This window comes from Nocardioides renjunii (assembly GCF_034661175.1).
GTDB classification, from domain to species: domain Bacteria; phylum Actinomycetota; class Actinomycetes; order Propionibacteriales; family Nocardioidaceae; genus Nocardioides; species Nocardioides renjunii.
The window spans coordinates 2,054,857-2,081,788 of the sequence record NZ_CP141058.1 but is presented as its reverse complement, the minus strand read 5'-3'; the positions used below and the strand labels follow the sequence as shown (position 1 = coordinate 2,081,788).

Sequence of the window (26,932 nt, the reverse complement as noted above, 5' to 3'; positions counted from 1 at the left end):
GCCCGCCGCGTCGGGAGCCGCGACCGTGGCGCCTGTCGGTCGCAGTCCCGGGCGACCGCGCGAGCGAGAGGATGCGACGTGGCGGACATCGTCCTGGGCCTGGTCGCCGTCGGTGTCGGGCTGCTGCTCTGCCTGCGCGGGGCCGTGGTGCTCCGCGTCCTCATCACGCTGTGGGCCTCGGTGGTGGGCTTCGCGACCGGCGCCGGGCTGGTGGCTGCCACCACCGGCGACTCGTTCCTGGCCGGAGCGCTGGCACTGGCGGTGGCCGCCGCTGCGGGGCTGCTGTTCGGAGCGGTCGCCTACGCCTTCTTCGTCGTCGCGATCCTCATCGCCATGGCCGCGTTCGGCTTCACCCTCGGGACGGACCTGATGGTGGCGCTCGGGGTGTCGTGGTCCTGGCTGATCGTGCTCGTCGGCGTCGTCACCGGGTTGGCCCTCGGCGCCGCCGCCGTTGCGGCGGACCTGCCCGTCGTCGTGCTCGTGGCGCTCAGCGCGTTCTCGGGCAGCAGCCTCGCCCTGACCGGCGTGCTCTTCCTCACCGGGACGCTGGACTCCTCGGACCTCGTGGAGGCCTCGACCACTGCGGTCCTCCGTGACACGTGGTGGTGGTGGCTCGCGTACGTCGGGCTCGGAGTGGCTGGCGTGGTCGTGCAGGTGCGTCAGCTGGACCGTTGGCGCGCGTCCGTCCACGAGCAGTGGGCGGGACAGCAGCCGCCCGCTGGCGTGGCCGCGTAGGCATCCGGCCCATGGCCGACGGTGTGGACGACGACGTGGACGACGTCAACCCCGAGGCGGACCGGCCGGCCGCTCCCCGGGCCCACCCGGCGCGCCGGCTCGGGGTGCTGGCGCTGTGCGTGGTCGTCGTGTGGCTGGCGCTCCGCTTCGTCGGGGACGTCGACTGGTCGGCGGTGCGGTCCTCGCTGGGCAAGCTGTCGTGGCCGGAGCTGGCCGCCCTCGTCGGCCTCCTGCTGGTCCGCAACGGGCTCAACGCCCTCCCGCTCGCCCTGTTCATCCCCGGCCTCGGCATGCTGCGTGCGTTGGTGAACGACCTCACCGCCCACCTCCTCGCCGTCGTCGCGCCACCTCCCAGCGACATCCTGGTGCGGCTCAGGATGTTCGCGTCCTGGGACGTCCCGGCGCCCGTGGCCCTGGCGGGCGCGGTCGCCAACACGATCGTCTTCTACACCGTGCGGTTCGCGATGCCGCTGGTCGGCGCGGCCCTGCTGGTCGCGACCCGGTGGCAGACCGGACCGGTCGCGCGGGTGCTGCTCAGCACCCTCGTGGCCGGGACCATCCTCGCGGTCGCCCTGGCCGCCGTACGGCGCGAGTCGACCGCGGCGAGGGTCGGCCTCACCGCGGGGCGGGCCGTCCGCCGCGTGCGGAGCGCGACCGACCCCGAGCAGTGGAGCGAGTCGGCCGTGACGTTCCGCACGCACGTGGCGGCGGGGTTCCGGTCGCACCTGGCGGTCTCGGTGCTCGGCCTCGTCGCGATGGTGCTGGTGGACGCCACCATCGTCGTCCTCACGCTGCGCTTCGTGGGGGTCGGGGCGGGCGCCGTGCCGGCCCTCGACGTCTACGTCGCCTTCTGCCTGGTCTATCCGTTCACCCTGTTCCCGCTCATGGGCCTGGGCATCGTCGACGGGCTGCTCGTCGCCGAGATGGTGGCCGTCGGCGGGGACGGGGTGGAGGCAGCGGCGATCGCCGGGCTGGTCGTCTGGCGGACCGTCACGCTCGGCGGACCGATCGTCCTCGGCGCGCTCACCCTCGCGGCCTGGCGCCTCGGACTCGTCCCGCCACGCCGGACGCCGACCTCCGCGCCTGGTCGCCACCGCGACGACGTGGCCCCGTCATGACCCGCGACCACCGGCACGTCTCCGCCGGGCTCCTGCCCGCACCCGCGACGACCCGGGCCCGCGTCACCGAGGCCCACGAGCTGTTCCGGACCGTGACGGACGGCTCCCTCTCCACCGTCTACCCGGCGCTCGCGACCGCCGACCCCGACCTCTTCGGCCTGAGCCTCGTCTCGACGGCCGGCGCCGTCGTCGCGGCCGGCGACGCCGGCGTGCCGTTCGCCATCATGAGCGTGGCCAAGCCGTTCGTCTTCGCCCTCGCGTGCGAGCTCCGCGGGATCGAGTCCGTACGCCGGCGCGTCGGCGTCAACGCCACCGGGATGCCGTTCAGCTCGACGGTCCCCGTCGAGCGCGACGCGCGCGGCCGCACCAACCCCATGGTCAACCCCGGCGCCATCGCGACCACGAGCCTCGTCGGTGGAGCGAGCACGAAGGAGAGGTGGGAGCTCGTCCACGCGGCGCTGTCCGGCTTCGCCGGCCGCGACCTCGTCCTGGACGAGGAGATCCTGCACTCGGCGCGGACGACCAACCACCGCAACCGGGGCCTGGCCAACATGCTGGCTGCCGTCGGGGCCCTCGATGGCGAGGCCGCCGACGCGGTCGAGGTCTACACGCGGCAGAGCTGCCTCTCGGTCACGACCACCGACCTGGCGGTGATGGGCGCGACCCTCGCCGACGGCGGGACGAACCCCGTGACCGGCCGACGCGTCGTCGACGCCGAGACCGCGCACGCCACCCTCGCCGTGATGACCGTGGCCGGCATGTACGAGACGTCGGGCGACTGGCTCTTCGACGTCGGCATGCCGGGCAAGAGCGGCATCGCGGGTGGCATCGTCACGGTGTCGCCGGGCAAGGGGGCGCTCGCCACCTTCTCGCCGCTCCTCGACGACGCCGGCAACAGCGTCCGCGGGCAGCTCGCGACGAGGCACCTCGCGCGCCGCCTGGGACTCGACATCCTCGCCTCCGAGGTAGCGCCGCAGGCGGCGCGCGCCGAATCGCCCGAATCGGGGGAGCCTCCGCCACCGCTGCGCCGACCATCCTCGTCGCGTGCCCACAGCCCCGTCAGGAGGTCCACGGTGAGCAGCAGCGCGGCCCGCGAGATCGATCCCGTCCCCTCACTCCGCCACCCCGCCGAGGTCCGCGTCACCGACTCGCTCCCGTCCGTGGCCGAGGCTGCTGCACTCGCCGTCCCGGTGAGCGAGGGTGCGGACCCTCCCGGGGACCTGGGCACCGACGCGGCCCAGCTCGCCGTGCTCGGCTTCACCGGAGCCGCGCACCAGGTCGTCGTCCTGCCCGACCCCGCCGGCAGGGCGCTGGTGGCCCTCGGCGTCGGCGCCGCGGCATCCGTGGACACCACCGTCGTGCGGGACCTGGCTGCGACGTTCGCGCGGGCCGTGCCGCGCCAGACGACGCTCGCCGTCGAGCTGCCCGGCGCCGACCTGGCCGTCCCGCCGGCCGACTTCGCCCAGGCCGTCGTCGAGGGTGTGCTGCTCGCCCGGTGGCGCTTCTTCGTCGGGGCCGGCGGCGACGAACCCACGCTCACCGCCCTCACCCTCGTGGCGCCGCCCGAGCTCGTGGACGACGTACGCACCGGTGCCGCCCGCGGCGAGGTCGTGGCCCGGGCGGCGATGATCAGCCGGGACCTGTCCAACTGCCCGGCCACCACGCTGTCCGCCGAACGGATGGGCGAGGTGGCGACGGAGCTCGCCCCGATCGCCGGTCTGGAGGTCGAGCTGTTCGACCGGGCGCAGCTCGAGGAGATGGGCTGCGGCGGCATCCTGGGCGTCAACCGCGGCAGCGTCGAGGAGCCGCGGCTCATCAAGATGTCCTACCGGCCCGACTCCCCCGTCGGCCACCTCGGCCTCGTCGGCAAGGGGATCATGTACGACTCCGGCGGGATCAGCCTCAAGCCGAGCGACGAGTCGCACGCCCAGATGAAGAACGACATGACCGGCGCCGCGGCCATCCTGGGCGCGATGACCGCGCTGCGGGACCTGGGGTGCCGGGCTTCAGTGACCGCCTACCTGTGCTGCACCGACAACATGCCGTCGGGCTCGGCCATGAAGCTCGGTGACGTCCTGCGGATGCGCAACGGCACCACCGTCGAGGTGCTCAACACCGACGCCGAGGGTCGCCTGGTGATGGCCGACGGGCTCTGCCTCGCGGTCGAGGACGGCGTCGACGCGGTGGTCGACGTCGCGACGCTCACCGGCGCCTGCCTGCGCACCTTCGGCGTGGACGTCGCGGGCGTGATGGGCAACGACGCGAGCCTCGTGGCCCGGCTCCGAGAGGCAGGTGCCGTCGCCGACGAGCCGGTGTGGGAGCTCCCGCTCCACCGCCCCTACCGCGAGCAGCTCGTGTCCACGATCGCCGACATGACCAACATGGGCGGGGCCAACGCCGGGTCGATCACGGCCGCGCTCTTCCTCGAGGAGTTCGTCGACGGGGTCTCGTGGGCCCACGTCGACATCGCCGGCACGGCGCAGCAGCCCGCGGTCCGGACCTGGCGCAACAAGGGCGCCAGCGGCTTCGGCGCGAAGCTGCTGATCGAGCTCGCGACGCGGTTCGAGTCGCCGGGATCCCCGCGATGAGCACCACGGCCGCCGAGGAGACCAGCTCCGGCGGCTTCCTCGGGTGGATCGAGCGGGTCGGCAACAAGGTCCCGCACCCGGCCATCATCTTCCTGGCACTGATCGTCGGCGTCATCGTGCTCTCGGCGGTCCTGGCGTGGGCCGACGTCAGCGTCACCACGGAGGTCGCCGAGGCGGAGGAGACGGGCGTCAGCCAGGACTACGACGCCGGCGGCAGCTCGTACCCCTCGCTGGACCACGAGCCGGAGCAGGCGATCCCCGAGTACGACGTCCGCACCGAGACCATCGAGGTCGAGAGCCTGCTCAACGGCGACGGCATCCGCTACATGTTCACCACAGCGGTGCAGAACTTCAACGACTTCGGCGTGGTCGCGGTCATCCTCGTCGCCATGATCGGGGTCGGGGTCGCCGAGGAGGCGGGGCTGATCGCGGCCCTGATCCGCAAGATGGTGCAGGTCGCCCCCGCCGGCGCGATCACGTTCATCATCGTGCTGCTGGGCGGGATCTCCAGCGTGGCCTCCGACGCCGGCTACCTGGTGCTCATCCCCCTGGGCGCCGCCGCGTTCGCCAGCCTGGGACGCAACCCCCTGGTCGGGATCGCCGCGGCGTACGCCGGGGTCAGCGCGTCGTTCTTCGTCAACATCCTCATCACCCCGGCCGACGGGATCATCACCGAGGTCACCAACGAGATCGTGGCCGGCGTGGCACCGGGCGCGGAGCCGCTCAACGTCACCAACAACTTCTACTTCGCCATCGTGTCCACCCTCTTCACCGCGGCGGTGATGACGATCCTGACCGAGCGCTACATCGAGCCGCGGGCCGGCAGGTGGGACCCGGCGGAGCGCCCCGCCGACGCCCCGGTCGACCACGTCCCCGCCGGCGACGAGCTCGCCCACGAGTCCCGCGGGCTGCGACTGTCCGGGATCTACACGCTCGTCGCGGTCGCGATCATCTGCGCGCTGACCTTCATCCCCGGCGCGCCGCTGCGCAACCCCGAGACCGGTGAGATCTTCGGCAACTCCCCGTTCATGAGCAGCCTGCTGCTGATCATCTCGATGCTGTTCCTCGCCGCCGGGCTGGGCTACGGCAGGGGCTCCGGCAGCCTCACCGGCAGCACCAACGTCATCAACGCGATCGTGAAGACCTTCAACGGCCTGGGCGGCCTCATCTTCCTGATGCTGCTGATCGCCCAGTTCATCGCCTTCTTCAACTACTCCAACATCTCCAACGTCGTGGCGACCCAGCTCGCCGACCTGCTCGGAAGCGCCGACATCGGGGCGCTGCCGCTCCTGATCGGCTTCATCCTGCTGGTCGTCGTCATCGACATGATCATGCCGGGGGTGATCCCCAAGTGGGCGATCATCGCCCCCATCTTCATCCCGCTGTTCTACAACCTCGGGATCGCCCCGCAGACCGTGCTGGCCGCCTACCGCGTGGGCGACGGGCCGGTCAACGTCATCACGCCGCTGATGGTCTACCTGCCCTTCATCATCCTGGTCTGCCAGCGCTACCGCGCCTCCGCCGGGATGGGCACGGTCATCTCGATGATGCTCCCCTACACGGTGGTCGTGCTGGTGTCGTGGACGCTGCTGTTCACCGGCTGGTACCTCCTCGAGATCCCCTGGGGTCCCGGCTCGCCTGTGCAGCTCGAGTAGGGCGGCGGGATGACGCTGGACGACGCGACCACGGCGCTGGTGGTCCTGGGGCTGGTCGTCGCCCTCTTCGTGTGGAACCGGCTCCCGGTCGGCGTGGTGGCCGTCCTCGCGGCACTGGCACTGTGGGCCACCGGCCTGGTCACCACTGAGGAGGCCGTGGCCGGGTTCGGGGATCCCGTCGTGATCTTCATCGCCACGCTCTTCGTGGTGAGCGAGGCCATCGACTCGACGGGGGTGACGACGTGGGCGGGCCGCCTCCTGCTCGAGCGCGCCGGCACCGGCGCCACCCGGGTGCTGGTGGCGGTGTGCCTGCTGTCGGCCGTGCTCACGTCGCTCATCACGCTCAACGGGGCGGTGGCCGCGCTCCTGCCGCTGGTCGTGCTGGTCGGGCACCGCATCGGGATGCCGGCCTCCCGGCTCCTGATGCCCGTGGCGTTCGCGGGCAGCGCCGGCGGGATGCTGCTGCTGATGAGCAGCCCGGTCAACGTGATCATCTCCGAGGCCGCGAGCGACGCCGGGGAGGGACCGTTCCCCTTCTTCTCCTTCGCCCTCGTCGGCCTCCCGCTGCTGGTGGGGACGGTGGCGCTCTGCGCGCTCCTCGGGCCGCGCCTGCTCCCGCGACGGACACCGGAGCACGCCGCCCCCGACCTCGGCGCCCTGGCGGAGACCCTCGAGGGCCAGTACCAGGTGACCGACGGGTTCTACCGCCTGCGCGTGCGCTCCCGCTCGGACCTGGTCGGGCGGGGGCCGGCGCGCAGCCTCGGCGCGGACCACGGCGTACGCGTCGTAGCGGCCGAGTCCCCCGCGGGCGCCGTCGTGCTCGGCCCCGTCAGCGACGACGACACCCTCGTCGTGACGGGCGCACCCCATGACGTCACCCAGTTCGCGCTCGAGCACGGCCTCGCCGTCAGCATGGTCGGCGTCGGCGACGGGCAAGGGCTGATGAACCGGGAGGCCGGCGCGGCGGAGGTGGTCGTGCCGCCGCGCTCGCGCCTCGTGGGCGAGCGGGTGCACCGGGGCATGAAGCGCGAGAACGCACTCATCATCCTGGCCGTGCAGCGGCTCGGCACCGACCGCGGCGACGGCCCGATCGAGCTCGCGGAGGGCGACGCGATCCTCCTGCACGGTCGCTGGTCGGCGCTCGACCGGCTCAACCGCGACCGGGACGTGCTGCTGGTCGACTCCCCCGACCTCGTGCGTCGCCAGACCGTCGCCTGGGGACCGAGGGCGACCCTCGCCGTGCTGGTGCTGGTCGCGCTCGTCGCCATGCTCGGCTCGGGCCGGGTCCCTCCGGCCATCGCCGGGATGGCCGCCGCCGTGAGCCTCGTGCTGCTCCGGGTCGTCTCGGTGACCCAGGCCTACCGCTGCATCTCCTGGCAGACGGTCGTGCTGGTGGGTGCGCTGATCCCGCTCTCGACCGCGATCCGCACCAGCGGCGCTGCCGACCGGGTGGCGTCGCTGCTCATCGACGCGGTGGGCTCGGGTCGCCCGATCCTCCTGCTGGCCGCGCTCTTCGTCCTCACTGCCGTCCTGGGGCAGGTGGTGAGCAACACCGCGACCGTCCTCGTCGTCGTACCGATCGCCCTGGCCGCGGCCGAGGCGACGGGGACGTCGGCGAAGCCCCTGCTGATGGCGGTCGCGATCGCCGGGTGCGCGGCGCTGCTCACCCCCATCTCGACGCCCGGCAACATGATGATCATGAGCCCCGGCGGCTACCGGTTCGGCGACTACTGGAAGCTCGGGCTCCCCGTCCTGGTGTGGTGGTTCGTCGTCGCACTCGTCGTCGTCCCGCTGGTCTGGCCCCTCTGAGGAGCGGAGCGGCTCTCACGCATCGGGAGCGTCGAGAAGGGCCGCCATCTGCCGTACGCCGTCCGCGGCCAGCTCGGTCCGCACCAGCTCCACCTCGCCGGCCGCGAGTCCCCGCTGCACCAGCGACCGCACGACGTCGAGGTCCGCCCGGCCCGACATCACGAGCAGCACCGAGCACCCGGGGACGAAGTGCCGCGAGGTGGCGACGAGGAACTCGCTGTCGACGCCGGTCCCTCGCAGGCGGCCGGCGGCCGCATCCGCGGCCGCGGGTGGCGCGTCCGAGGTCGCCACCTCCAGGACCACCCGCGCCAGCGCCGTGAGGGTCACGGGGTCGTCGAGCTCGGTCCGGACGCGGTGGCGCACGTGGGCCGTCCGGGGTCGGTGCGCGCCGTGCACCCAGGTGACGACGATCGCGCAGTGCACCTCCAGCGCCTCCGCGTCCTGCAGCCGGCGCAGGCGCAGCTCGCCCCGTCTCGCCCCGAAGGGCGTCCGGTAGCACCAGGCCGTCAGCGTCGGCATGTCGTTCACCTCTGACCCCATCAGTACCCACCGGCCGCACCTGACACCTCGCCCGATACGAGTGACCGCAGCGGCTCTCGCCGTGGGACCGTCCGGGAAGAAGGTCGTGCGCGGCCTCCCTCGCGCGACGCGAGCCGACGCGCGGATCTGCAGGACCGATGTCGCGGCGCGCGCCGCTCGACGCCTCCGGCGGTGTCGCCTCCGTCGGGTGCTCAGCGCGCGTCGCGCGCGACCTGGCGGCGGGCGCCCTGCGCACGGGAGGACGCGTCCTTCTTGAGGCCACCGGTCGTGCGCGTCGTGCGGCGCCGGGTGCTGGGCACCGGCGTACCCCCGTCCCTCGCGGACGCCGGGCGAGGTGGTCCGCCGCCGGTGGTGGACCGAGCCTCGGCGATCCGCTCGGCCCTCAGCTCCTGCGCGGCGTTCCTCGCCGCTGCGCTGACCTGCCGGCTGACCTGGGCCAGCACGGACTCGAAGACCTCCGCCTTGGCGCGGGCACGCTGGTTCCGGTCGTACGCCTTCCCGCGGCCGCCGACGTCGGCGACGGCCGCGCTGGCGCCCCGGCGGTAGACCTTCAGGTGCTTCGTCCGCTCGCGCCTCACCCGGTCGTGCAGCTCGAGCAGCTGGTCCTCGTCGAGGTCGAGCAGGCCGGCAGGGTCGGCCTCGCGGACCAGAGCCGCTTCCTTCTCGGTCAGGGAGCTCAGCAACGCCTTGTTCACGGGTTCCTCCGCTTGCCGTCGGTCAACGAGTCGGACACGAGGCGCCCCCTCGGTCGGAGGGATGGCAACGCCTCGACGCTAGGCATGCCGGCCGTCGTCAGCCTCACCAATTTCGGGCGACCCGTCCTGCAGTCGGCCAACCGGGCCGTCGACGGGGCCGTGGGCGACGTCGTTCACCCGAAATGCGTGAGGGCAGGACGATCGCGCGAATGGTGGGCTGGCGCCGTCGCAGCAGCCGACGCGCCCGCCCATGCCCAGGAGGACCCCATGTCGAGGCCGTCTCACAGCCGAGCGTCGGCCGGCGCGCTCCGTGCGCGCGCGGCAGCGGTCCTGGCGACGGCCGGGCTCCTCGCTGCCTGTGGCTCCGACGGCGAGACCGGCGCGGCCCGCTCCCCGGCGCTCGAGCCGCTGCGGAGCGACATGGCGCTGCTGGAGGCCGCCTCCTTCGTCTCCTCCTCGGTGGAGGGTCGCGAGCTGGTCGAGGACACGGAGGTGCAGCTGTCCTTCGACGGGGACACGATGGCGGTGTCGGGCGGGTGCAACACGTCGTTCGGGGCCTACACGATCGAGGACGGGGTGCTCAGCTGGGAGGCCGGACCCGCCGCCACGATGATGGCGTGCGACGACGACGTCACCGCGCAGGACGCCTGGCTCGCGGAGCTGCTCACCGCAGGCGTCACCGCGACCACGGACGGCGCCGACCTGCACCTGGACTCCGAGGGCACCACGCTCGTCCTCGAGCGGGAGCCGCCGGTCCCGCTCGACACGCTGCTGGGCCGCACCTGGTCCGTCGTCGGCACGGTGTCCGACGGATCGACGTCCCGGCTCCCCTCCCGGGTGCGCACCCCGCGGCTCGTCGTCGGGCAGGACGGCCTGTCCCGGCTGGACACCGGCTGCAACGTCGGGCGCACCCGGGTCACGGTCGACCGCGTCTCGGTCTCGTTCGCGCCGCCGACCGTGACGCGTACGGCGTGCCGCGAGCCCGACCGGACGATCGAGGGCATCGTCCTGTCCGTCGTTGACGGGCGCTCGGACTCCGTCTACTACGACGGTGCGGTCCTGCTCGTCATCAAGGACGGCTTCGGGCTGCTGTTCCAGGTGGCGTAGGTGGCGACCGCGACGAGGCCGACCTCGCCCGACCGCGGCCCGGCCGACGCTGCTCGGGCAGAGCCTCGCTGGTCGCGGGCGCTGCGTCGTCCGAGCCTGCTCGGCGTCGTGCTGGCCGCGTGGTTCGTCGGGCAGTCGATGGCGCCGTCCCTGCTGGCGCGGACCTGGTTCTTCCAGGGGGTGCTCACGGGCATCTCCCTGGCCCTCGGCTACGCCGTCGGGCTCGGGCTGACCCGGCTGCTCGCCTGGCTCCGGGTCCGGTTCGACTGGCCCTGGCACCCGTTCGACCCGGCCCGGGACCGCCAGGTGCGCGTGGCGGTGGTCGCGCTCAGCGTCGCCTACGCGACCTGGGCGGCGTTCGACGCGCTGGCGGCCCACCGGTGGACCTGGGAGCGGCTCGGCTACGAGCGGTCGTCGTACTGGCTCGTCTTCGGCGGGACGCTGCTGCTCGCGGCGGTGGTGGCCCTCGTCCTGTTCGCCGTCGGACGACTGCTCACGCTCCTCTGGCGCCTCACCACGCGGGTCGGCACGTGGCTGCTGCCGGCCTGGATCGCCGCAGGGCTGGCGCTGGTGCTCGTCGGCTGGGTGGTGCTCGCCTCGCTCAACAACCTCGTCCTGCAACGCACGCTCGACGGCTTCAACGCGGCCTTCGCGCTCGGCGACCGCGATCTCGGCGGTGCTCCCGAGCCCCCGACGTCGCGGCTGCGATCCGGTGGCCCGGACTCCGAGGTGCAGTGGGACGAGGCGGGCCGCGAGGGCCGGCGGTTCCTCACCCGCGGGCCGACGACCGCCGACCTCGAGGAGCTCGCGACCGGTGAGGTCGTCGAGCCGGTGCGCGTCTTCGTCGGCCGCGCCTCCACGGACACCGTCGAGGAGCGCGTGGACCTGGCCATGGAGGAGATGGAGCGCTTCGGCGGGTTCGAGCGCGAGGCGCTGCTGGTGGTCATCCCGACCGGCACCGGCTGGATCAACGAGCAGCTGGTGCAGCCGCTGGAGTACTTCCACGACGGCGACGTCGCCACCGTCACCGTCCAGTACTCCCACCTGCCCAGCCCGCTCGCGTTCCTCTCCGAGTCGGCGGCCGCCGGCGACACGGCCGTCGCCCTCGTCGAGGCCGTCGAGGCCCGCCTCGCGGGGCTCGGCGACGACCGCCCCCGGCTCTACGTCGCCGGCGAGAGCCTGGGCTCCTTCGGTGGCTCGCAGGTCTTCGACTCCCTCGCCGACAGCCGTGAGCGGGTCGACGGTGCGGTGTGGGTGGGCCCTCCCGAGACGATGCGGCTTCGTCGCGAGGCCGAGCGGGTGCGCGAGCCGGGCTCCCGGCAGGTCGCTCCCGTGGTCGGTGACGGCGAGTCGTACGTCTTCGCCAACCGCGCCGCCGACCTCGAGGGGCGCACCGCCCACACGGTGTTCCTCCAGCACGGCGACGACCCGATCGTGTGGTGGGACTGGGACACCCTCGCCGACGAGCCGGACTGGCTCGAGGAGCCGCTCGACCCGGCGGTCAACCCTGCCATCGAGTGGACCCCGGTCACGACCTTCCTGCAGCTCGCCGTCGACATGGCCGTCAGCAACGACTTCGACGAGGACCACGGCCACAAGTACGGCACCCAGCCGCTCGACGCCTGGTACGCCGTGGTGCGGCCGCCCGGCTGGGACCGTGCCCGGGTCGACCAGCTGCGCGAACGGCTGGCGCCCATCGACCGCTGACGCCCTATGACCCTCCCGGCCGATCTCCCCCGGATCGGGGGAGGTCGTCGACCCGAGCCGGTCGGAAGAGTTGCCCACCGGTGCCGGTGGGCGCCGGCAGCACCCGGCTGAGGAGGGCTCGTGACCGTCGTGGCGTTCATCCTGCGGTGGGTGCTCCTCGCCCTCGCCGTCGTCCTGGCGGCCTGGGTCACGCCCGACGTCGACTTCCGCGGCGGACCGCTCTCCGCATTGGTGGTCGCCGCACTGATCGCCGCCGCCAACGTCGTCGCCCAGCTGGCCCTCCGATGGCTCCCGAGCCCGGACAACGTGCTGGCCCTCGCGGCCCTGACGCTGGTCGTCAACGGCTGCGTCGTGTGGCTCGCCTCGGTGCTCACGACGCGCCTTCGCATCGACGGCTTCGTCGCCGCGGTGACCTTCGCCCTCATGGTGACGGTGTTCTCCGTCGCCCTCGGCTGGGCGATCCAGAGGGTGCTCGACCGGTTCGACCGCTCGACCGTCGGCGAGACCGCCTGAGCCCGCACCCCGGCTCGGCGCCCGGGTGCCCTGGCCGGTCGGGGCCGGTCGGGGCCGGTCGAGGAGCGTCCTCCGGGCGCGCCACTGGCCAATCGTGGCTGCGTCCCGGTAGACAGAGGGGCCACTCGGGCCCGAAGGAGCACGCCAATGGTCGCCGTCCACACCAGCATCGCGATCCTGCTGGTCATCGCCTTGATCATCAAGGTCCGCATCGACCCGGTGATCTCGCTGATCCTCGGCTCGCTCTACCTCGGCCTCGCCGCGGGCGTCGGGTTCGCCGGGACGATCGAGGCGATCACGACCGGCTTCGGCGGGATCATGGCCGAGGTCGGCCTCCTCATCGGCTTCGGCGTGCTCATCGGGGCCCTGCTGCACTCCACCGGCGCGTTCCGGCGACTGGTGGGCCAGCTCGTCCAGCGCGTCGGCGCGGGCCGCCTGCCGTACGCCCTGACGTCGATGCTCGCGGTCGTCATGCCGTCCATCTACGTCGACGTGCAGGTCGTCCTGGCCGCCCCGGTCGCCCGCTCGGCCTCGCCGTTCATCGGCAAGATCGGGCTCCCGGTGCTCGCCTCCGCCCTGGGCTGCGGCATCTTCGCCGGTTACGTGTTCGTCATCCCGGGCCTCGCCGCCATCTCGATCGCGGGACTCCTCGACATCCGGCTCGGCGACTGGCTCCTCTACGGCGTGGTCATCGGCCTCGCCACGGCCCTCGTCTCGACTCTCCTCATGCGGCTGCTGTTCCACGCCGGTGGCTTCTGGAAGCCCGAGACCGACGAGGAGGTCGACGAGGCGATGATGGAGCAGGAGGCCGCCGACCGGGCCTACCTCACCGGCGAGGCGTCGACGTCCGAGGAGGCGCTCGCGCAGACCGAGGCCTCCGCCACCGCGACGGAGAGCGAGGAGGGCGTACGCCGCCTACCGCTCGTCGTCCTGATGCTCCCGATCTTGGTCCCGCTGCTGCTGATCGCCTTCGGCGCCTTCGCCGAGCTCGGCGGCTGGTCCAACGACGCGATCGCCTTCTTCGGCGACGCCAACATGGCGCTCTTCATCGGGTTGCTCGGGGCCTACACGCTCTCGCGCGTGTCTGCCGGCTCGGAGCGGACCAACGAGGCCATGGAGGACGGGTTCCACACCACGGGCGAGATCCTGCTCATCACCGGCGTGGGCGGGTCGCTCGGCGCCGTCATCGAGGCGACCGGGCTCGACAAGGTCCTCGGCGACCTCTTCCAGGCCGACGAGGGCGCCCCGGTGGTCCTGAGCATCCTGCTGGCGTGGTTCATCGCCGCGGTGCTGCACCTCGCGATCGGGTCGGTCTCGGTCGCCGCCATCACCGCCGCGGGCATCATCGCCCCGATCCTCGACTCGCTGACGATCTCCCCCATCGTCATCGGCCTGGCCATCGCGTCGGGCGCCATGTTCGCCCTCCAAGTGAACAGCAACTTCTTCTGGATGTTCAAGTCTCTGCTCGGCCTCTCGACCAAGGGGACGCTCAAGACGCTGACCCTCGTCACCTCGGTCGCCTCCGTCGTGTCGCTGCCGATGGTGATGCTGGCGGCCGTCGTCGCCTGAGCCGGAGGTCCTCGGGTCGTCAGCCGTCGGGGTCGTCAGTCCTCGGGGTCGTAGCCGAGATTGGGCGAGAGCCACCGCTCGGCCTCGGCGAGGGTCCAGCCCTTGCGCCCGGCGTAGTCGGCGACCTGGTCACGGCCGAGGCGGCCCACGACGAAGTACTGCGACTGCGGGTGGGAGTAGTAGAAGCCGCTGACCGACGCGCCGGGCCACATCGCCATCGACTCGGTGAGCCGGATGCCGGTCTGCTCCTCGACGTCGAGCAGCTCCCACAGGGTGGTCTTCTCGGTGTGCTCGGGGCAGGCGGGGTAGCCCGGCGCGGGGCGGATCCCGTCGTACTGCTCCTTGATCAGCCCCACGTTGTCGAGGTCCTCGTCGGGCGCGTAGCCCCACAGCTCCTTGCGGACGACCTCGTGCAGCCGCTCGGCGAACGCCTCGGCGAGGCGGTCGCCCAGCGATTCGATGAGGATCGCGTTGTAGTCGTCGAGCTCGTCGCGGAACGCCGCCACCCGCTCGGACAGGCCGTCGCCGGCGGTCACCGCGAAGGCGCCGACGTGGTCGCGCAGCCCGGTCTCCTTCGGCGCGACGTAGTCGGCCAGCGAGCGGTTGGGCACGCCGTCGCGGTGCTGGCCCTGCTGGCGCAGGTGGTGCAGCGTCGCGTGGACCTCGCTGCGCTCGTCGTCGAGGTAGACCTCGACGTCGTCGCCGACCGCGCTGGCCGGGAAGAAGCCGACCACGCCGTGGGCGCGGATCCACTTCTCCTCGATCATCTGGTCGAGCATCGCCTGGGCGTCGTCGTAGAGCTTGCGCGCCGCCTGGCCCGAGCTCGGGTTGTTGAGGATGTCGGGGAAGGCGCCCTTCATCTCCCAGGCGTTGAAGAACGGCTGCCAGTCGATGTAGGGCCGCAGCGTGGCGAGGTCGTAGTCGCGCAGCGTCCGCACGTGGCGGGTCACCTGGGTGCCCTCCGCCGCCGCCCCGGAGCCGGGCCGCGCGAGGACGGCGGGGGCGGGCGGCTCGTAACCGGTCCAGTCGACCGGGGTGGCGTTGGCGCGCGCCTGCTCGAGCGGCACCATCGGCCGGTCGTGCTTGGCGGCGTGCCGGGTGCGCAGCGAGTCGAAGTCGGCCTGCACGTCGGCCATCAGCCGGGCCCGGCCGGTCTCGTGCAGCAGCGCCGCGGCGGTGGGGACCGACCGGGAGGCGTCCTTGACCCAGACCACCGGGCCGTCGTACTTGGGGTCGACCTTGACCGCGGTGTGGGCCCGCGACGTGGTCGCGCCGCCGATCAGCAGGGGGATCTCGAGGCCCTGGCGCTGCATCTCCGAGGCGAAGTTGACCATCTCGTCGAGCGAGGGCGTGATCAGCCCGGACAGGCCGATGATGTCGGCGCCCACCTCGGCGGCGGTGTCGAGGATCTTCTGTGCCGGCACCATCACGCCGAGGTCGATGACCTCGTAGTTGTTGCACTGGAGGACCACGCCGACGATGTTCTTGCCGATGTCGTGGACGTCGCCCTTCACGGTGGCCATGACGATGGTCCCGTTGGTGTCCTTGGCGGTGGCGAGGGCGGGGTTGTCGAGCTTCTCCTGCTCGATGAACGGGATGAGGTAGGCGACCGCCTTCTTCATCACGCGGGCGCTCTTGACCACCTGCGGCAGGAACATCTTCCCGGCCCCGAACAGGTCGCCGACGACGTTCATCCCGTCCATCAGCGGACCCTCGATGACCTCGATGGGCCGGCCGCCGGCCTCGGCGATCTCGGCCCGCAGCGCCTCGGTGTCGGCCTCGACGTGGGCGTCGATGCCCTTGACCAGCGCGTGCGTGATCCGCTCGCGCAGCGGCAGGGCGCGCCACTCGTCCTCGGCGACCTCGACGTCGCCGGCGGCGACGTTGTAGCGCTCGGCGACCTCCAGCAGCCGCTCGGCGGCGTCGGGACGCCGGTTGAGGACCACGTCCTCGATCCGCTCGCGGAGCTCGGCGTCGACCTCGTCGTAGACGACCAGGGCGCCCGCGTTGACGATGCCCATGTCGAGCCCGGCCCGGATGGCGTGGAAGAGGAAGACCGCGTGGATCGCCTCCCGGACCGGGTTGTTGCCGCGGAAGGAGAAGGACACGTTGGAGATGCCGCCGCTGACCTTGGCGCCCGGCAGGTTCTCCTTGATCCAGCGGGTGGCGTCGATGAAGTCCTCGCCGTAGGTGGCGTGCTCCTCGATGCCGGTCGCGACCGCGAACACGTTGGGGTCGAAGATGATGTCCTCGGGCGGGAAGCCGACCTCGTCGACGAGGATCCGGTAGGCCCGCTCGCAGATCGCCTTGCGGCGCTCGAGGTTGTCGGCCTGGCCGTCCTCGTCGAAGGCCATCACCACCACGGCGGCGCCGTACTTGCGGCACAGCCGGGCGTGGTCGCGGAACGCCTCCTCGCCCTCCTTCATGGAAATGGAGTTGACGATCGCCTTGCCCTGGACGCACTTGAGGCCGGCCTCGATGACCTCCCACTTCGAGGAGTCGACCATCACCGGCACGCGGCTGATGTCGGGCTCGGCGGCGATGAGCTTGAGGAAGCGGTCCATCGCGGCGACGCCGTCGATCATGCCCTCGTCCATGTTGACGTCGATGACCTGCGCACCAGCCTCCACCTGCTGGGCGGCGACGGTCAGGGCGGTGTCGTAGTCGCCGTCCTTGATGAGCTTGCGGAAGCGGGCGGAGCCGGTGATGTTGGTGCGCTCACCGACGTTGACGAACAGGCTCTCCTCGGTGATCGTCAGCGGCTCGAGCCCGGAGAGCCGCATCACGGGCTGGTGGGTGACCGGCTCGCGCCGCGCCTTGCCGTCGACGGCCGTGGCGATGGCGGCGATGTGGTCGGGCGTGGTGCCGCAGCAGCCACCGACCAGGTTGAGGAAGCCGGCCTCGGCGAACTCCTCCAGCACGGCGGCCGTCTGGTCGGGCGTCTCGTCGTACTCGCCGAACGCGTTGGGCAGCCCGGCGTTGGGGTAGACCGACACGAAGGAGTCGGCCAGGCGGGACAGCTCGGCGACGTAGGGGCGCATGTCCCGCGCGCCGAGCGCGCAGTTGAGGCCCACGGCCAGGGGCCGCGCATGGCGCACGGAGTCCCAGAACGCCTCGGTGACCTGGCCCGAGAGGGTGCGTCCCGAGGCGTCGGTGATCGTGCCGGAGATGATCACCGGCCAGCGCCGGTCCTGCTCCTCGAAGAGCGTCTCGACCGCGAAGATCGCCGCCTTCGCGTTGAGGGTGTCGAAGATCGTCTCGATGATCAGCAGGTCCGAGCCGCCGTCGACGAGGCCGCGGGCGGCGACGAGGTAGGCCTCGGCGAGCTGGTCGAAGCTGACGTTGCGCGCACCGGGGTCGTTGACGTCGGGCGAGATGGACGCGGTGCGGGTCGTCGGCCCGAGCGCGCCGGCCACCCAGCGCGGCCGGTCGTCGGTCGCGACGGCGTCCGCGGCGAGCCGGGCCAGCCGGGCCGCCTCGTAGTTGAGCTCGTAGGCCAGCGACTCGAGGCCGTAGTCGCTCAGCGAGATCGCGTTGGCGTTGAACGTGTTGGTCTCGATGACGTCCGCGCCAGCGGTCAGGTAGTCCTCGTGGATGGCGCGGATGAGCTGCGGCTGGGTGAGCGTCAGCAGGTCGTTGTTGCCGACCAGGTCGCTGGGGTGGTCCGCGAAGCGCTCGCCGCGGTAGCCCGCCTCGTCCGGGCGGTCACGCTGGATCGCCGTGCCCATCGCGCCGTCCAGCACCATGATCCGCTCGCTCAGGATCGACGTCAGCGCGTCGGTGGCGTCGGGGCGGTGCTGCGGCTTCACGGATGTGCCCTCTCTCGTGGACGACAGCCTCTCGCTGGCGTACGGCCAGCCTAGGAAGGTCGTCCGACACGCGGACTGGGTTCCCACATGGTGGCACTCGCGCGGACGGCGCACGAAATCACGACGACGCGCTCCGGAGGGCCGGTCGCGCCTGCGGGCTGGCGCTGAGGCCTAGGCTGGGGAGGTGATCGAGTTCGACGACGTGCAGGACCTGGTCTCCCCCGTGGTGATCGCCGCGTTCGAGGGGTGGAACGACGCTGCCGACGCGGCGTCCGGTCTGGTCGACCACCTGATCGAGCAGTGGAAGGCCGAGGTGATCGGCGCGATCGACCCGGAGGAGTTCTACGACTTCCAGGTCAACCGGCCCGTCATCGCCACCGACCACAACGGGCACCGCCGCCTGACCTGGCCCACGACCCGTATCGCCGTGGCGCGGCCCGCCGAGCTGGACCGGGACGTGATCCTCGTGCGCGGCATCGAGCCCAACATGAAGTGGCGCCAGTTCTGCGCCGAGCTCCTCGCCGCGTGCGACGACCTCGGGGCCGAGCTCGTCGTCACCCTCGGCGCGCTGCTCGCCGACACGCCGCACACCCGTCCCATCCCGGTGACCGGCACCGCCAGCGAGCCCGAGCTGGTCGACCGGCTCGACCTCGAGCAGTCCACCTACGAGGGGCCGACCGGCATCGTCGGGGTCTTCAACGACGCCTGCCTGCAGCTCGACATCCCGGCGGTGTCCTACTGGGCGGCGGTCCCCCACTACGTCGCCCAGCCGCCCTGCCCGAAGGCGACGCTCGCCCTGCTCGGCCAGCTCGAGGAGCTGCTGCAGGCGCCGATGCCGCTGGGCGACCTGCCCGACGACGCCAAGGCCTGGGAGCGGGGCGTCGACGAGCTCGCCGCCGAGGACGAGGACGTCGCCGACTACGTCCGCGCGCTCGAGGAGACCCGCGACACCGCCGACCTCCCCGAGGCCAGCGGCGAGGCGATCGCTCGGGAGTTCGAGCGCTACCTCAAGCGCCGCGACACCGACTGAGGGCTGCTCGCCCGGGCGGTGAGTGAGCCACGTTGTCGTGAGCTCACGCGTGGCTCACGCACCCCTGCGGCGCGCGTCGTGGGCAGGCACGCCGGTGGGCGGTGATCCACCCATTGTTTGCCGCGTAGGGATGTGGCTGACGCACCGCCGCACCGTTCGCCCGTCCGAGCGGTGAGTGACGCAGGTTTCAAGCATCCAGAACCTGCCTCACTCACCGCTCCGACTCGGGCGGCGTACGAGCGGTGAGTGACGCAGGTTTCCAGCGCACAGAACCTGCCTCACTCACCGCCCAGGCGCGGGACGGCGTACGAGCGGTGGGTGACGCAGGTTTCTGGCGTGCAGAACCTGCCTCACTCACCGCCCACGCGCGGGACGGCGTACGAGCGGTGGGTGACGCAGGTTTCCAGCGTCCAGAACCTGCCTCACTCACCGCCCAGGCGCGGGGCGGCGTACGTCAGAGCGACAGGCCGAGCGCCGCGTCGAGCAGGCGGTGGATCGTGGCCGCCGCCTCGCGGTCCGAGGTGTCGGCCAGGCCGGTCGTGCCGAGGGTCGCCTCCACCCAGTCCTGCACGGCGGCGACGGCGGTCGGGGCGTCGAGGTCGTCGGCCAGCGCGGCGAGCACCCGCTCGACGACCGGCGCCGAGTCGGCGCCCGCGCCCAGGGCCAGCGCGCGACGCCACGGCGCGAGGGTGTCCACGGCGTCCCACAGCTGGTCGTCGGTCCACTCCCAGTCGCTGCGGTAGTGGTGGCGCAGCAGCACGAGCCGGATCGCCATCGGGTCGACCTCGCTCATCCGCAGCGCGGAGACGAAGACGAGGTTGCCCTTGGACTTCGACATCTTCTCGCCGTCGTAGGCCACCATCCCGGCGTGGGCGTAGACCCGCGCGAAGCGCTCGCCCGGGTGCGCGACCTGCGCCTCGCCCGCGGACATCTCGTGGTGCGGGAACACCAGGTCGCTGCCACCGCCCTGCACGTCGAAGGTGGTGCCGAGGTGGTCCAGGGCGATCGCGGAGCACTCGATGTGCCACCCAGGCCGGCCCGGACCCCACGGGCTGTCCCACGCGGGCTCGCCCGGTCGCTCGGCGCGCCAGAGCAGGCAGTCCAGCGGGTCCTTCTTGCCCTCGCGGTCGGGGTCGCCCCCGCGCTCGGCGAAGATCTCCAGCATGGCGTCGCGGTCGAGGCCGGACACCGAGCCGAAGCTGTCGTCGGCGGTCACGGAGAAGTAGAGGTCGTCCTCGACCGTGTAGACCGCCCCCGCCTCCTCGAGCCGCTGGACGAGCGCGATCACCTGGGGGATCGACTCGACCGCGCCGGTGTAGTGCGCCGGCGGCAGGACGCGCAGCGCCTCCATGTCGTCGCGGAACAGCTGCGTCTCCCGCTCGGCGAGCTCGCGCCAGTCGATCTTGACCTTGTCGGCACGCTCGAGGAGCGGGTCGTCGACGTCGGTGACGTTCTGCACGTAGGTGACCTCGTGGCCGGCGTTGCGCCAGGCCCGGTTGAGCAGGTCGAAGGCGACGTAGGTCGCCGCGTGGCCCATGTGGGTCGCGTCGTAGGGCGTGATGCCGCAGACGTACATCCGCGCGGGACCCTCCGGGTTGGTCGCCACCACGGTGCCGCTGGCGGTGTCGTGCAACCGCACGACCGGGCCGGCGACGGGCAGTCGGGGAACGTCGGGTGACGACCAGGCACGCATGGGGCGCAGCCTATCCGCCGGTGGTGAGCCTCCGACCGTCGCTGCCCGTCTCGATCTCGCTCCGGCCTCTCGCGGGCTCGTGCCTCGCCCGCGGGCCGACTCGATCTGGCCGCGCCGACGCGCCGACCTCGTTCCCCGGTCGTCGCTGCGCGTCTCAGAAGGGCGGCCACGGGATGACGGGGTACGACGACGAGGCGGGCGCGGGGAACTCCCCGCGGGCCAGCAGCCGGGACAGCCGCCGGGTCGTCACGGCGACCTCCTCCTCGGCGAGCAGGTCGGCGAGGGTGCTCCCCAGGTCGCCGTCGAGGGCCGAGGCCAGCCGACGCAGGCCCTCCTTCTCGTCGTCGGAGATCGGCTCACCGACGAAGCCCCACAGCACCGTGCGCAGCTTGTGCGCGACGTGGAAGGTCAGCCCGTGGTCGACGCCGTGCCGGTGCCCGTCGGTCATCGGCAGGACGTGCCCGCCCTTGCGGTCGGCGTTGTTCACCACGACGTCGAAGAGCGCCATCCGGCGCAACGGCGCGGTGTCCTCGTGGATGAGCGACACCGCGCGGTCGTGGGCGTCGAGGCCGTCGAAGACGTGGCGGAAGCCGGCGGGCAGCTCGTCCTCGGCCACGATGTCGACGGGCGACTGGTCGTCGGCCTCGTCGCGCCACAGCTGCACCATGCCGGGGCCGTGCGGCCCGTCGTCGAGGACGGTGGGCGGGACGATGTCCCAGCCGAGCGCCTCCGAGACGGCGTACGCCGAGACCTCGCGGGCGGCGAGGGTGCCATCGGGGAAGTCCCACAGCGGCCGCTCCCCCGCGATGGGCTTGTAGACCACGCGCACGCCCGCGATCTCGCCGACGAAGGTGGCGTTGGAGGCGGGCAGCACCCGTCCGTGCAGCGTCAGCTCACCGGTCGGGAAGCCGTCGGGCCGGGCGACCGAGGAGCGAGGGTCAGGGGTCACGGCGCCGGAAGCCGTTGGCGCGGACGCACAGGTGCCCGGCGGGGTCGACGGGCTCGCCGCAGAACGGGCAGTCGGGGCGACCGGCGCCGATGACGGTGCGGGCGCGCTCGACGAAGGACCGCGCCGCGGCCGCGGTGATGCGGACCAGGAAGATCTCCTCGGGCTCCGGCTCGAGCAGGTCCTCGAGGTCCTCCTGCAGCTGCTCGGGCGAGACCACGGCCGCCTCGGTGAACGGGAAGACCTCGACCACGACGCGCTCGTCGGCGCCGTCCCACGAGAGGGTCATCGTGCCGGCGCGGAACTCCTCCTCGATGGGCTGCTCGAGCGGCTGGCTGTCCGCCATGTCCCTCGGTGCGATGGCCGGGATCAGCACCTCGTCACCGGCCGCGCGCATCAGCTCGTCGAGGAGCTCGTCGATGCGCTCGGCGAGCGCCTGCACCTGCTGCTTCTCCAGCGAGACGCTGACCAGCCGGGCGCCCTCGCGTGCCTGGAGGAAGAAGGTGCGCTGGCCGGGCTCGCCAACGGTGCCGGCGACGAAGCGCTCGGGCGGGTCGAAGCGGTGCACGACGGGCATGCCACTCACCCTAGGGCGTGGCCGGCTGCGCGCCGGTCATGGTGTCGGGACCGGCCCCTCCGCCGACCTCGGCGTCGGCGCGGGCGGCACGCGACGAGCGGCGCCGGGCCTTCTTGGGGGGCGTCAGCCACGAGAGGTCCCCGGCGTGGGTGTTGGTGCCCACGACGAAGGGCCGCGCCTCCGTGTAGCGCACGATGGAGACCGACGCGGGGTCCACGTGGATGCGCTGGAAGAGGTCGAGGTGGGTGCCGAGGGCGTCGGCGAGGATCGACTTGATGACGTCGCCGTGGCTGACGGCGAGCCAGACCGCGTCCTCGCCGTGCTCGGCCGCGACCCGGGCGTCGTGGCGTCGCACGGCGGCGACCGCCCGGTCCTGCATCGCCCGCATCGACTCCCCGCCGGGGAACGTCGCCGCGGACGGCTGGGCCTGGACGGTCTTCCAGAGCTTCTCCTTGGCGAGGTCCTTGAGCGGGCGGCCCTGCCACTCGCCGTAGTCGCACTCCGAGAGCAGCCGGTCGGTGGTCGCGCGCAGCGGCTCGGCCTGGCGGGAGGTGATCTCCCGGCAGGTCTCCCGGCACCGCTCCAGCGGGCTCGTGACCGCGGCGGAGAGGCGTACGCCGGCCAGCCGCTCGCCGACCGCGGCAGCCTGCGCCACGCCGGACTCGTCGAGGTGCACGCCGGGCAGCCGACCGGCCAGGACGCCGGTCGCGTTGGCCGTCGAGCGGCCGTGTCGGACGAGGATCACAGTGGGCACAGCGCGACCCTAGTGGCACTAGCCTGAGCGCGTGATCGTCGACAACGCCCTCTACCACCAGGGCAAGCGGGTCCCGCTCGGCGATGGAGACGACCAGAGCCTCGGTGCTGTGCGGGTGCCGTGCGCCCCCGGCGACTTCCAGTGGATCGGCGTCCACGACCCGAGCCGCGAGGAGCTCGCGGTCATCGCCGACACCTTCGACCTGCACCCGCTGGCCGTCGAGGACGCCGGCGACTCCCACCAGCGGCCCAAGCTCGAGCGCTACGGCCGGACGTTGTTCCTCGTCATCAAGACCCTCTGGTACGTCGACGAGGAGGACGCGGTCGAGACCGGCGAGATCAACATGTTCGTCGGCCGTGACTTCGTCGTGACGGTCCGCCACGGCCAGGGCATCGACCTCGCCGCGTCCCGGCGCGACCTCGAGGACCGGGCCCAGGTCCTCGAGCACGGCCCCATGGCGGTGCTGTACGCCGTGTGCGACCGCGTCGTGGACGAGTACGAGCGGGTCGGTGCCGCCCTCGAGATCGACGTCGACGAGGTCGAGGAGTCGGTGTTCTCCCCCGCCCGCACCGACGACTCCACCCGCATCTACGTCCTCAAGCGCGAGATCGCGGAGGTCCGCCGCGCCGTGATGCCGCTGCGCGAGCCGATGCGCAAGTTCGCCACGGCCGCCGACGACGAGATCACCGCCGAGACCGCGACCTACTTCCGCGACGTCGCCGACCACCTCCAGCGGGTCTCGGAGGTCGTCGACAACCTCGACGGGCTGCTGTCCTCGGCCTTCGACGCGCACCTGGCCCGGATCTCGGTCCAGCAGAACGAGGACATGCGCAAGATCTCCGCCGGCGCCGCGCTCATCGTCGTGCCGACCCTCATCGCGGGGATCTACGGCATGAACTTCGACCACATGCCCGAGCTCCACTGGGCCTACGGCTACCCGTTCGCGCTGCTCTTGATGGTCGGGGTGTCGCTGGGGCTCTTCGCCTGGTTCAAGAAGTCCGGGTGGCTGTGAGGCCGGACCGGGAGGCGGCGACGTCCGCTCCTTCGGCCTGGCGCGTGGTGTGGTGGTTCGGCTTCGTGAGCCTGGCCGCCGACATGGTCTACGAGGGCGCCCGCTCCGTCTACGGTCCCGTCCTGGCCGCCCTCGGCGCCTCCGCCGTCGTCGTCGGCCTGGTCACCGGTGCCGGCGAGGCGGTGGCACTGGTGCTGCGGCTGGCGTTCGGGCCGGTCGCCGACCGCACCGGCCGCTACTGGTCGCTGACCATCCTCGGCTACGGCCTCACGGCGGTGTGCGTCCCGCTGCTCGCCCTCGCGCCGCGGCTCGGGGCGGCCGGGCTCGCCTTCGCCGCCACCATGATCCTGCTCGAGCGGCTGGGCAAGGCGATCCGCTCGCCGTCCAAGTCGGCACTGCTCGCGCACGTCGCCGCCTCCGTGGGCCGCGGCCGTGGGTTCGGCGTCCACAAGGCGCTGGACCAGGTCGGCGCCTTCGCCGGGCCCCTGGTCGTCTCGGCGGCGGTCGCCGTGGCCTCGGTATGGGCCGGCCTCGCCGTGCTGGCGGTGCCGGGCGCCGTCGCGATGCTCCTCCTGCTCGCCCTGCGCCGGCGGGTGCCCGACCCGGCGTCGTACGACGCCTCCGTCCCGCCGGTCGCGACGGAGGACGAGCCCCGGCGCGGCTGGTGGGCCGAGGCCGCCGGAGCCGGGTTGTCGGGCGACTTCTTCCGCTACGCGTTCGCCGCCTCACTGACCACCGGTGGGCTGGTGACCTTCGGCATCATCGGCTACCACCTCACCGTCGACGGCGTCCTGCCGGTGGCGGCGGTGCCCCTCCTCTACGCCGCCGCGATGGCCGTCGAGGCCCTGGCGGCGCTGGTGGTCGGGTCGGTCTACGACCGCACGGGTCCGCGCGTCCTGCTGGTCGTGCCGGTGCTGGTGGCGCTCGTGCCGGCGCTGGCCCTCGGCTCGGCGCTGGCGGCGGTGCTCGCAGGCGTCGCGGCGTGGGGGTTCGCGCAGGGGGTCCAGGACTCGACGATCAAGGCGGTCGTCGCCGACCTCGTGGCGGCGCCCCGGCGCGCGACGGCGTACGGCGTGTTCGCCGGCATCCAGGGCCTCCTGGCGGTCGTCGGCGGGACGGCGGCGGGCTGGCTCTACGAGCGCTCGCTGACGGCGCTGGTGGTCGTCGTGGCCGTCACGCAGGTCGTCGCGCTGGTCCTGCTCGTCGGCACGCTCAGGCGGTCAGCACCCCGGCGCTGAGCAGCGCCAGGGTCCCGGCGCCGAGCAGGATCCGGTAGATCACGAACGGCGTGTAGGACCGCGTGCTGACGTAGCGCAGCAGCCACGCGATGGCGGCATAGCCGACCACGAAGGACACCACCGTCGCGGTGATCGTGGGGCCCCACCCGAAGTCGTTGTGGCCGTTCGGGATCTCCTTGAGCTCGAACAGGCCCGCCCCGACCACGGCCGGGATGGCCAGCAGGAAGGCGAAGCGCGTCGCGGCCTCGCGGTCGAAGCCGAGGAAGCGGCCCATCGAGATCGTCGCGCCGGAGCGGGACACGCCGGGGATCAGCGCCAGCGCCTGCGCGAGGCCCATCAGCACGGCGTCCCTCAGGGTGATCTTGGCGATCGGGCGGTCGGTGCGTCCCACGCGGTCGGCGATGCCGAGCACGACGCCCATCACGATGAGGGTCGTGCCGATGATCCAGAGGTTGCGGAAGTCGCGCTCGATGACGTCCTTGAGCAGCACGCCCAGCACCACGATCGGCAGCGAGCCGACGATGATGAACCAGCCCATCCGCGAGTCCAGCGTGCCGCGGTACTCCGGCTGGAACAGCGAGCGGACCCAGGCGCTGCCGATGCGCCAGATGTCCTTGCGGAAGTAGATGAGCACCGCGAGCTCGGTGCCGATCTGGATCACGGCCGTGAACGCGGCGCCCGGGTCGCCCCAGCCGAACAGCTCGGGGAAGATCCGGAGGTGCGCGCTGCTCGAGATCGGCAGGAACTCGGTCAGCCCCTGGATCACTCCGAGGACGACGGCTTTGAGGAGATCCATCACAGGGCAGGAGCCTACGGGCGCGTCCCCTCGGGTCCGTGCAGCACCCGTGGCTACTCTCACCTCCATGCAGCAGCGTTCCCTCGGTGCCACCGGCCTCAAGGTCTCCCGGCTGGGCCTCGGCACCATGACGTGGGGTCGCGACACCGACGAGCACGAGGCGCGTGACCAGCTGGCCGCGTTCGTCGAGGCGGGCGGCACGCTGCTCGACACGGCCGCCGGCTACGGCGACGGGGCGAGCGAGGAGCTCATCGGCTCGCTCCTGGGCGACGTCGTCGCTCGTGACGAGGTCGTGCTGGCGACGAAGGCCGGCATCTCCCGGCGTACGGGCGAGCGGGTCACCAACACCTCCCGTGGACACCTGCTGACCACCCTCGACGCGTCCCTGGCCCGGCTCGGGGTCGACCACGTCGACCTGTGGCAGGTGCACGTGTGGACCGACGAGACGCCCGTCGAGGAGACCCTCACCGCCCTCGACCTCGCCGTGACCTCCGGACGCGCCTCCTACGTCGGCGTCTCCAACTACACCGGCTGGCAGACCGCCCAGGCGGCCACCTGGCAGAGGGCGGTGCCCGGGCGGACCCCGCTCGCCTCCACCCAGGTCGAGTACTCCCTGCTCAACCGCCAGGTCGAGCACGAGGTGCTGCCCGCCGCGGAGGCGCTCGGGCTCGGCGTCCTGCCGTGGTCGCCGCTCGGTCGCGGCGTCCTGACCGGCAAGTACCGCACCGGCACCCCGTCCGGCTCCCGCGGCGCGAGCGAGCACTTCGCCCGGTTCGTGTCGGCCTACCTCGACGAGCGGGGCCGCGGCATCGTCGAGGCCGTCGCCCGTGCCGCCGACGGTCTGGGCTGGACGCCGTTGCAGGTGGCCCTGGTGTGGGTACGGGACCGCGCCGGCGTGGCCGCTCCCGTCGTCGGCGCCCGGACCGCAGCCCAGCTCGACGGTGCGCTCAGCACCGAGGACCTCACCCTTCCGCCCGAGATCGTCGACGCGCTCGACGACGTGTCAGCCGACTGACCGCGGGTCGGCACCCGAGAGGAGAT

General features: G+C 72.5%; 21 protein-coding genes. 13 read left to right on the top strand and 8 right to left on the bottom strand.

The genetic code is table 11. The features are described from left to right. Positions 1 to 78: 78 nt before the first annotated feature. From SHK17_RS09910 to SHK17_RS09890, 5 genes are read left to right on the top strand one after another with little or no spacing between them, the layout of a single operon-like run. Complete coding sequence (locus SHK17_RS09910) at positions 79 to 735, top strand: DUF4203 domain-containing protein (RefSeq protein ID WP_172272429.1); 657 nt, start codon at positions 79 to 81, stop codon at positions 733 to 735. A gap of 11 nt (positions 736 to 746) precedes the next feature. Further along, positions 747 to 1,853 carry a lysylphosphatidylglycerol synthase domain-containing protein gene (locus SHK17_RS09905; protein WP_322424193.1) on the top strand — a complete coding sequence of 369 codons (1,107 nt, stop codon included), beginning with the start codon at positions 747 to 749 and terminating at the stop codon, positions 1,851 to 1,853. Continuing rightward, positions 1,850 to 4,441 (top strand): glutaminase A, encoded by a 2,592-nt coding sequence (gene glsA, locus SHK17_RS09900; RefSeq protein WP_322921937.1) that lies wholly within the window; start codon positions 1,850 to 1,852, stop codon positions 4,439 to 4,441. The genes SHK17_RS09905 and glsA overlap by 4 nt, the downstream gene beginning before the upstream one ends. Continuing rightward, positions 4,438 to 6,096, top strand: coding sequence for an AbgT family transporter (locus tag SHK17_RS09895; RefSeq protein ID WP_322424191.1), 1,659 nt, complete (start codon positions 4,438 to 4,440; stop codon positions 6,094 to 6,096). The genes glsA and SHK17_RS09895 overlap by 4 nt, the downstream gene beginning before the upstream one ends. Positions 6,097 to 6,105: 9 nt before the next feature. Continuing rightward, complete coding sequence (locus tag SHK17_RS09890) at positions 6,106 to 7,905, top strand: SLC13 family permease (RefSeq protein ID WP_322921935.1); 1,800 nt, start codon at positions 6,106 to 6,108, stop codon at positions 7,903 to 7,905. Between the two features lie 15 nt (positions 7,906 to 7,920). Here the strand turns inward: SHK17_RS09890 and SHK17_RS09885 are convergent, their stop codons facing one another. Next, a complete protein-coding gene (locus SHK17_RS09885; protein WP_322921934.1) occupies positions 7,921 to 8,424 on the bottom strand; it encodes a hypothetical protein in 504 nt (167 codons plus the stop codon). A gap of 212 nt (positions 8,425 to 8,636) precedes the next feature. After that, complete coding sequence (locus tag SHK17_RS09880) at positions 8,637 to 9,140, bottom strand: hypothetical protein (protein ID WP_322921932.1); 504 nt, start codon at positions 9,138 to 9,140, stop codon at positions 8,637 to 8,639. Positions 9,141 to 9,407: 267 nt separating this feature from the next. On the opposite strand from SHK17_RS09880, the gene SHK17_RS09875 reads away from it, so the two are divergent. The 4 genes from SHK17_RS09875 to SHK17_RS09860 all read left to right on the top strand — a co-directional run bounded on the left by SHK17_RS09875 (position 9,408) and on the right by SHK17_RS09860 (position 14,036). Further along, entirely contained in the window at positions 9,408 to 10,247 is an 840-nt protein-coding gene (locus SHK17_RS09875; RefSeq protein WP_322921930.1) for an META domain-containing protein, read from the top strand. Beyond that, complete coding sequence (locus SHK17_RS09870; protein WP_322921929.1) at positions 10,248 to 11,954, top strand: alpha/beta-hydrolase family protein; 1,707 nt, start codon at positions 10,248 to 10,250, stop codon at positions 11,952 to 11,954. It abuts the gene before it with no gap. Between the two features lie 120 nt (positions 11,955 to 12,074). Next, positions 12,075 to 12,467, top strand: coding sequence for a phage holin family protein (locus SHK17_RS09865; RefSeq protein ID WP_172272453.1), 393 nt, complete (start codon positions 12,075 to 12,077; stop codon positions 12,465 to 12,467). Between the two features lie 147 nt (positions 12,468 to 12,614). Then, positions 12,615 to 14,036 (top strand): GntP family permease, encoded by a 1,422-nt coding sequence (locus SHK17_RS09860; protein ID WP_322921928.1) that lies wholly within the window; start codon positions 12,615 to 12,617, stop codon positions 14,034 to 14,036. A 35-nt stretch (positions 14,037 to 14,071) separates the two neighbouring features. Here SHK17_RS09860 and metH read toward each other — a convergent pair whose 3' ends face one another. Further along, positions 14,072 to 17,845 carry a methionine synthase gene (metH, locus tag SHK17_RS09855; RefSeq protein WP_322921927.1) on the bottom strand — a complete coding sequence of 1,258 codons (3,774 nt, stop codon included), beginning with the start codon at positions 17,843 to 17,845 and terminating at the stop codon, positions 14,072 to 14,074. Positions 17,846 to 18,029: 184 nt separating this feature from the next. On the opposite strand from metH, the gene SHK17_RS09850 reads away from it, so the two are divergent. Further along, positions 18,030 to 18,875: a PAC2 family protein gene (locus tag SHK17_RS09850; protein ID WP_172272460.1), complete on the top strand. Its 846-nt coding sequence runs from the start codon at positions 18,030 to 18,032 to the stop codon at positions 18,873 to 18,875. A gap of 454 nt (positions 18,876 to 19,329) precedes the next feature. Here the strand turns inward: SHK17_RS09850 and mshC are convergent, their stop codons facing one another. From mshC to SHK17_RS09830, 4 genes are all read right to left on the bottom strand, one after another. After that, positions 19,330 to 20,568 carry a cysteine--1-D-myo-inosityl 2-amino-2-deoxy-alpha-D-glucopyranoside ligase gene (gene mshC, locus SHK17_RS09845; protein WP_322921925.1) on the bottom strand — a complete coding sequence of 413 codons (1,239 nt, stop codon included), beginning with the start codon at positions 20,566 to 20,568 and terminating at the stop codon, positions 19,330 to 19,332. 154 nt (positions 20,569 to 20,722) lie between these two features. After that, positions 20,723 to 21,517, bottom strand: a complete 795-nt coding sequence (locus tag SHK17_RS09840; RefSeq protein WP_322921923.1) for an SCO1664 family protein — start codon at positions 21,515 to 21,517, stop codon at positions 20,723 to 20,725. Further along, positions 21,507 to 22,091 carry a DUF3090 domain-containing protein gene (locus SHK17_RS09835; protein WP_172272469.1) on the bottom strand — a complete coding sequence of 195 codons (585 nt, stop codon included), beginning with the start codon at positions 22,089 to 22,091 and terminating at the stop codon, positions 21,507 to 21,509. The genes SHK17_RS09840 and SHK17_RS09835 overlap by 11 nt, the downstream gene beginning before the upstream one ends. A gap of 10 nt (positions 22,092 to 22,101) precedes the next feature. After that, positions 22,102 to 22,845 (bottom strand): histidine phosphatase family protein, encoded by a 744-nt coding sequence (locus SHK17_RS09830; protein ID WP_322921921.1) that lies wholly within the window; start codon positions 22,843 to 22,845, stop codon positions 22,102 to 22,104. A gap of 31 nt (positions 22,846 to 22,876) precedes the next feature. On the opposite strand from SHK17_RS09830, the gene corA reads away from it, so the two are divergent. Next, positions 22,877 to 23,857, top strand: a complete 981-nt coding sequence (gene corA, locus SHK17_RS09825) for a magnesium/cobalt transporter CorA (protein WP_322921920.1) — start codon at positions 22,877 to 22,879, stop codon at positions 23,855 to 23,857. Further along, positions 23,848 to 25,095: an MFS transporter gene (locus tag SHK17_RS09820; RefSeq protein WP_322921918.1), complete on the top strand. Its 1,248-nt coding sequence runs from the start codon at positions 23,848 to 23,850 to the stop codon at positions 25,093 to 25,095. The genes corA and SHK17_RS09820 overlap by 10 nt, the downstream gene beginning before the upstream one ends. Here the strand turns inward: SHK17_RS09820 and SHK17_RS09815 are convergent. Beyond that, the gene (locus tag SHK17_RS09815) at positions 25,070 to 25,891 is read right to left on the bottom strand and encodes an undecaprenyl-diphosphate phosphatase (protein ID WP_322921916.1); all 822 of its coding nucleotides are present in this window, start codon (positions 25,889 to 25,891) and stop codon (positions 25,070 to 25,072) included. The genes SHK17_RS09820 and SHK17_RS09815 overlap by 26 nt on opposite strands. Positions 25,892 to 25,958: 67 nt before the next feature. Between SHK17_RS09815 and SHK17_RS09810 the strand changes: the two genes are divergently transcribed. Then, positions 25,959 to 26,906, top strand: a complete 948-nt coding sequence (locus tag SHK17_RS09810) for an aldo/keto reductase (RefSeq protein ID WP_172272480.1) — start codon at positions 25,959 to 25,961, stop codon at positions 26,904 to 26,906. Positions 26,907 to 26,932: the final 26 nt, after the last annotated feature.

What these genes read in the sequence shown, in the direction of transcription:
- SHK17_RS09905 (WP_322424193.1), top strand. Translation starts at nt 747, where the DNA reads ATGGCCGACGGTGTGGACGACGACGTGGACGACGTCAACCCCGAGGCG.
- SHK17_RS09810 (WP_172272480.1), top strand. Translation starts at nt 25,959, where the DNA reads ATGCAGCAGCGTTCCCTCGGTGCCACCGGCCTCAAGGTCTCCCGGCTG.
- glsA (WP_322921937.1), top strand. Translation starts at nt 1,850, where the DNA reads ATGACCCGCGACCACCGGCACGTCTCCGCCGGGCTCCTGCCCGCACCC.
- SHK17_RS09860 (WP_322921928.1), top strand. Translation starts at nt 12,615, where the DNA reads ATGGTCGCCGTCCACACCAGCATCGCGATCCTGCTGGTCATCGCCTTG.
- SHK17_RS09890 (WP_322921935.1), top strand. Translation starts at nt 6,106, where the DNA reads ATGACGCTGGACGACGCGACCACGGCGCTGGTGGTCCTGGGGCTGGTC.
- SHK17_RS09885 (WP_322921934.1), bottom strand. Translation starts at nt 8,424, where the DNA reads ATGCCGACGCTGACGGCCTGGTGCTACCGGACGCCCTTCGGGGCGAGA.
- SHK17_RS09895 (WP_322424191.1), top strand. Translation starts at nt 4,438, where the DNA reads ATGAGCACCACGGCCGCCGAGGAGACCAGCTCCGGCGGCTTCCTCGGG.
- SHK17_RS09835 (WP_172272469.1), bottom strand. Translation starts at nt 22,091, where the DNA reads ATGCCCGTCGTGCACCGCTTCGACCCGCCCGAGCGCTTCGTCGCCGGC.
- SHK17_RS09815 (WP_322921916.1), bottom strand. Translation starts at nt 25,891, where the DNA reads ATGGATCTCCTCAAAGCCGTCGTCCTCGGAGTGATCCAGGGGCTGACC.
- SHK17_RS09875 (WP_322921930.1), top strand. Translation starts at nt 9,408, where the DNA reads ATGTCGAGGCCGTCTCACAGCCGAGCGTCGGCCGGCGCGCTCCGTGCG.
- mshC (WP_322921925.1), bottom strand. Translation starts at nt 20,568, where the DNA reads ATGCGTGCCTGGTCGTCACCCGACGTTCCCCGACTGCCCGTCGCCGGC.